Raw genomic sequence first — 3,219 nt, 5'->3', positions numbered from 1 at the left:
GCCACCGTTCGGCTTCATACCCTGCATCTTTTGTCATAGATTACCTTGCCTTTCCCGATAATTTCACGTAAAAATGTGCTTTTCGGGAGATATTCTTCAAGTTCCTCGCTGGTGAAGACGAGTAGGTTAACCGGAACAGGACGTTCCAGTTCATCACCGATAATACGCATCCACTCTTTGCCTCTCCGGTCCTGATGGCATGATTACCAGAAGATCCAGATCGCTCTGGGTAGTAATCTTCCCCGTTGCCATGGATCCGAACAGGATGATCCTGTCAGGATTGTACCGTTTTATCTGTTCAATGATGCCGGTAAGTCCCTCTATGAGGGTCGCATGCCAGGCTGTCTGCAAAACGCGGATCGGGGATGAAGAGATCATATGGCATCCGGATGGTATAGCATATTTCGTTAATAACACCGCTTTTTTGCAAGTTTGCCTTAAAATTTTACGTGCAATTCAATTTCACGCTTTAGAATGACCTCTGTTTCACTCCGGTCATTCAAATACGTTATGCAATGCTCTATAGTATATCGCTGAACTCACATGAACATTCCCAGGATCTGGGAGTACTCTCTTTTCGTATTCTTCATCACCTCCGGGATGGATGTATGAGTATGGATGAAGATCGCCGACTTCGATACCGCGATAACATATTCTGGATCCGGAATCGTGCAGATCTCATCACGTCATGGACCGGAAAGGTTTGCCCGGAGGATCTCATATCAGATACCCGGACAGTTCTTGCAGTATTCAAGGCGTTCCAGGAGATCTCTGAGGCATTCATGGATCTCGTTGCGATGTATCTTCGTGATAACAGGATTCCTCCCCGTGATGATTACGATAATATCGAACGGATCGATCTCTTCTCTTCAAGTCAGAAACAACTTCTCCGGGGGATGAATGGCCTGCGAAACCGGATAATTCACCGCTATAATGGTACTGATGAACTTCTTGCCCTGTCAGGAATACTCGGGTCAGTCCCTGATATCCTCCGCCTCGTCCAGGTGATAGAAGAATGGATAGAAAAGCCCTGATTGCCGATCTCCTCCGTGATCTTTCCACCCTTGCAGAGAAGGTGCCGGGGATATATCTCTATGGTTCTCAGGCCGAAGGAACAGCAGATGAGAGAAGCGATGTTGATATCTGCCTGGTCGCCGGATCTTCCCTGGATCCGGTTCACCTCCAGTCCCTGGCATGGCGAGAGAGAAGGTCAGAAAGATATGATATCAGGATCTTCGAGCTCCTTCCCCTCTATATCCAGGTACGGATCCTTTCCCGGGGGATTCTGGTCTCTTCTCCTGACCCGGCCGGGCTTGCGGAGTACCTGTACCCGTACTGGAAACGATGGGATGACCAGCGGTGGTACCAATCCCCGGTTCCCGGAGCTCCCTGAGTTGGGAAAAATCACGTTAGTTCTCTCCATTCTCTCCTCTGTGTCCACAATAGGAGCGAAACTCTGGTGGATATGGTTCTCGATGGCTGGAATGAGAACTCGGTGATGGTATTTCCCTGGTGAACCGGTCGGCCGCCATATTTCTTCTTGTTATACCGAGGAATGGGCAATGATATCTCTTAAACCTGCAATCTTTCGCCATTCAATACCGGGATATGATTCAAGGATTTCAGAGGGTATTCGTTTTACTGATTCGCCGATAATGAGCAGGTTGTGAATGGTTGCATCCCTTGTCCTTTTGTCGTTCAGAAATGATTCTTAAGACACACCCTTAACATAGGATTCAATATCATCACATGCATGTAAGATATCTTCTGCAAAAAGTCTCCAGTCTCTCATACAAACACAGTTTCATGAATAATTCGTTCTTTTTTTCTGGCCTTTATACTATCTTCGATTACAAGATCAACAGTATCTCCAAAATTTTCTTCAAGAAAGAATTTTAAATCCATGTAGTTGTCAAAATCTCTTTTTCTTCCAGAAATGTTACAAGAATATCGATATCACTCCCTTGATGGGCATTACCGGTAACCTGCGAACCAAACACGCCAATACGAGATATTCCATACCTTTCTTTTAATTCAGGAAGCAGGAAATTAAGTTCCTTGATTATATTTACATAATCAATTTTTTTATCTCGTATCAATACGTCAATGGCATGGTATGGATATGATTATATCTTCTGTCTCATGAAAAGGTATCTCTCTGGGGTGTCTATAATTATTAACTCTACAATGTCACGTTTAAAATCACGAATATCGCCATTAAATCGTTTGATCTTTATATGAGTAATTACAATTTATTGGCTGTTAACAGGGCATTCAAGAATCAGGTCGCACGACTTATAATAGCGATAGATTCCCAGATTTCGCATTTAAATGATTTTTTAATCAAGCGTCCCTTCAAAACTGGTTTTCACCAAAACCCATAATCGGCACTCAATAGCGCTCGATTATGTGAAAGGTTTTTTTAAAAGATCCGGCCGCCGTCATTTGACAGCGATATCACAAAATAGTAGCAACGCTAACAACCAGTCTTTCAGCCACATATACATGGATGGTTTTTATAGAAGTCAGCCTTGGCTACTCACCCGTATAGAAGCATTGGATTTGACATATGTTGCAGATATTGGTTCAGATGATCGTGTTTTTTCTTGAGAAACCAGGGTATGGGATACCAGCTAACAAGGTCCACAAGGAAGACCTCCCAGTAAGTAAAAGTCCTCAATACTCAGGCGATCAGGATTGATAAAATAATGAATAAAATAACCGATGGAGAATTCTGCGAATTCGGAACTCGATGACTGGCTTTCTTGAAGTAAAATTCTTCGTTCTGAAGGTCTGGAGAATCGATAAAGATATCCAGAGACCTCTGCCGGTTTGGTTTTTGATCCGAAAAGAGCTCGATGATTCAAAAGTAAATTACTCTCTTTGTAACGCTGTTCACATTAAGGTGCTAAGCATAACGTTTTAGAATAACCTTCGTTTCACTTCGATTATTCTAAAACCTTATGCAGTGCACTATAATCAGATAACATAAACAAATGATAATCCGTTATGTTGATCCTAAATTTATTGGAAAAAAACGATATTCATAAAAAAACTAAGTATCTGGTTATCATAATTGTTCAATGCCTATACTCATTGTTAATCACTCTGAAATATAAGAGGTAGTATGGCGATCAGAAAGGATGGAGATTCACTCTCTCTAGACAACAGGTGCCTGTCAGAACTTGACCTTTTTGTCTGCCGGATTATTGATATCCT

At 42.4% G+C, this 3,219-nt stretch carries 6 protein-coding genes; 2 read left to right on the top strand and 4 right to left on the bottom strand.

Features of this window, described 5'->3' with window-relative positions:
* Window positions 1-14: 14 nt before the first annotated feature.
* The gene (locus LUQ50_RS10645; RefSeq protein WP_300039812.1) at window positions 15-170 is read right to left on the bottom strand and encodes a hypothetical protein; all 156 of its coding nucleotides are present in this window, start codon (window positions 168-170) and stop codon (window positions 15-17) included.
* The gene (locus LUQ50_RS10640; protein WP_300039811.1) at window positions 154-378 is read right to left on the bottom strand and encodes a nucleotidyltransferase domain-containing protein; all 225 of its coding nucleotides are present in this window, start codon (window positions 376-378) and stop codon (window positions 154-156) included. The genes LUQ50_RS10645 and LUQ50_RS10640 overlap by 17 nt, the downstream gene beginning before the upstream one ends.
* Window positions 379-608: 230 nt before the next feature.
* On the opposite strand from LUQ50_RS10640, the gene LUQ50_RS10635 reads away from it, so the two are divergent.
* Both LUQ50_RS10635 and LUQ50_RS10630 read left to right on the top strand, forming a co-directional pair.
* A complete protein-coding gene (locus LUQ50_RS10635; RefSeq protein ID WP_300039810.1) occupies window positions 609-1,034 on the top strand; it encodes a DUF86 domain-containing protein in 426 nt (141 codons plus the stop codon).
* Entirely contained in the window at window positions 1,016-1,393 is a 378-nt protein-coding gene (locus LUQ50_RS10630) for a nucleotidyltransferase domain-containing protein (RefSeq protein WP_300039809.1), read from the top strand. Before LUQ50_RS10635 ends, LUQ50_RS10630 begins: the two co-directional genes overlap by 19 nt.
* Before the next feature lie 150 nt (window positions 1,394-1,543).
* Here LUQ50_RS10630 and LUQ50_RS15980 read toward each other — a convergent pair whose 3' ends face one another.
* Together LUQ50_RS15980 and LUQ50_RS10625 are read right to left on the bottom strand one after the other, a co-directional pair.
* Window positions 1,544-1,702 (bottom strand): DUF86 domain-containing protein, encoded by a 159-nt coding sequence (locus tag LUQ50_RS15980; protein WP_367278991.1) that lies wholly within the window; start codon window positions 1,700-1,702, stop codon window positions 1,544-1,546.
* A gap of 193 nt (window positions 1,703-1,895) precedes the next feature.
* The gene (locus LUQ50_RS10625) at window positions 1,896-2,000 is read right to left on the bottom strand and encodes a nucleotidyltransferase domain-containing protein (RefSeq protein ID WP_300039813.1); all 105 of its coding nucleotides are present in this window, start codon (window positions 1,998-2,000) and stop codon (window positions 1,896-1,898) included.
* Window positions 2,001-3,219: the final 1,219 nt, after the last annotated feature.

Source organism: Methanospirillum sp. (assembly GCF_028679455.1).
Classification (GTDB): domain Archaea; phylum Halobacteriota; class Methanomicrobia; order Methanomicrobiales; family Methanospirillaceae; genus Methanospirillum.
Note: the sequence above shows the minus strand (reverse complement) of the source record. Positions and strands in the feature narration are given on the sequence as shown.

What these genes read in the sequence shown, in the direction of transcription:
- LUQ50_RS10645 (WP_300039812.1), bottom strand. Translation starts at nt 170, where the DNA reads ATGCGTATTATCGGTGATGAACTGGAACGTCCTGTTCCGGTTAACCTA.
- LUQ50_RS10640 (WP_300039811.1), bottom strand. Translation starts at nt 378, where the DNA reads ATGATCTCTTCATCCCCGATCCGCGTTTTGCAGACAGCCTGGCATGCG.
- LUQ50_RS10635 (WP_300039810.1), top strand. Translation starts at nt 609, where the DNA reads ATGAGTATGGATGAAGATCGCCGACTTCGATACCGCGATAACATATTC.
- LUQ50_RS10630 (WP_300039809.1), top strand. Translation starts at nt 1,016, where the DNA reads ATGGATAGAAAAGCCCTGATTGCCGATCTCCTCCGTGATCTTTCCACC.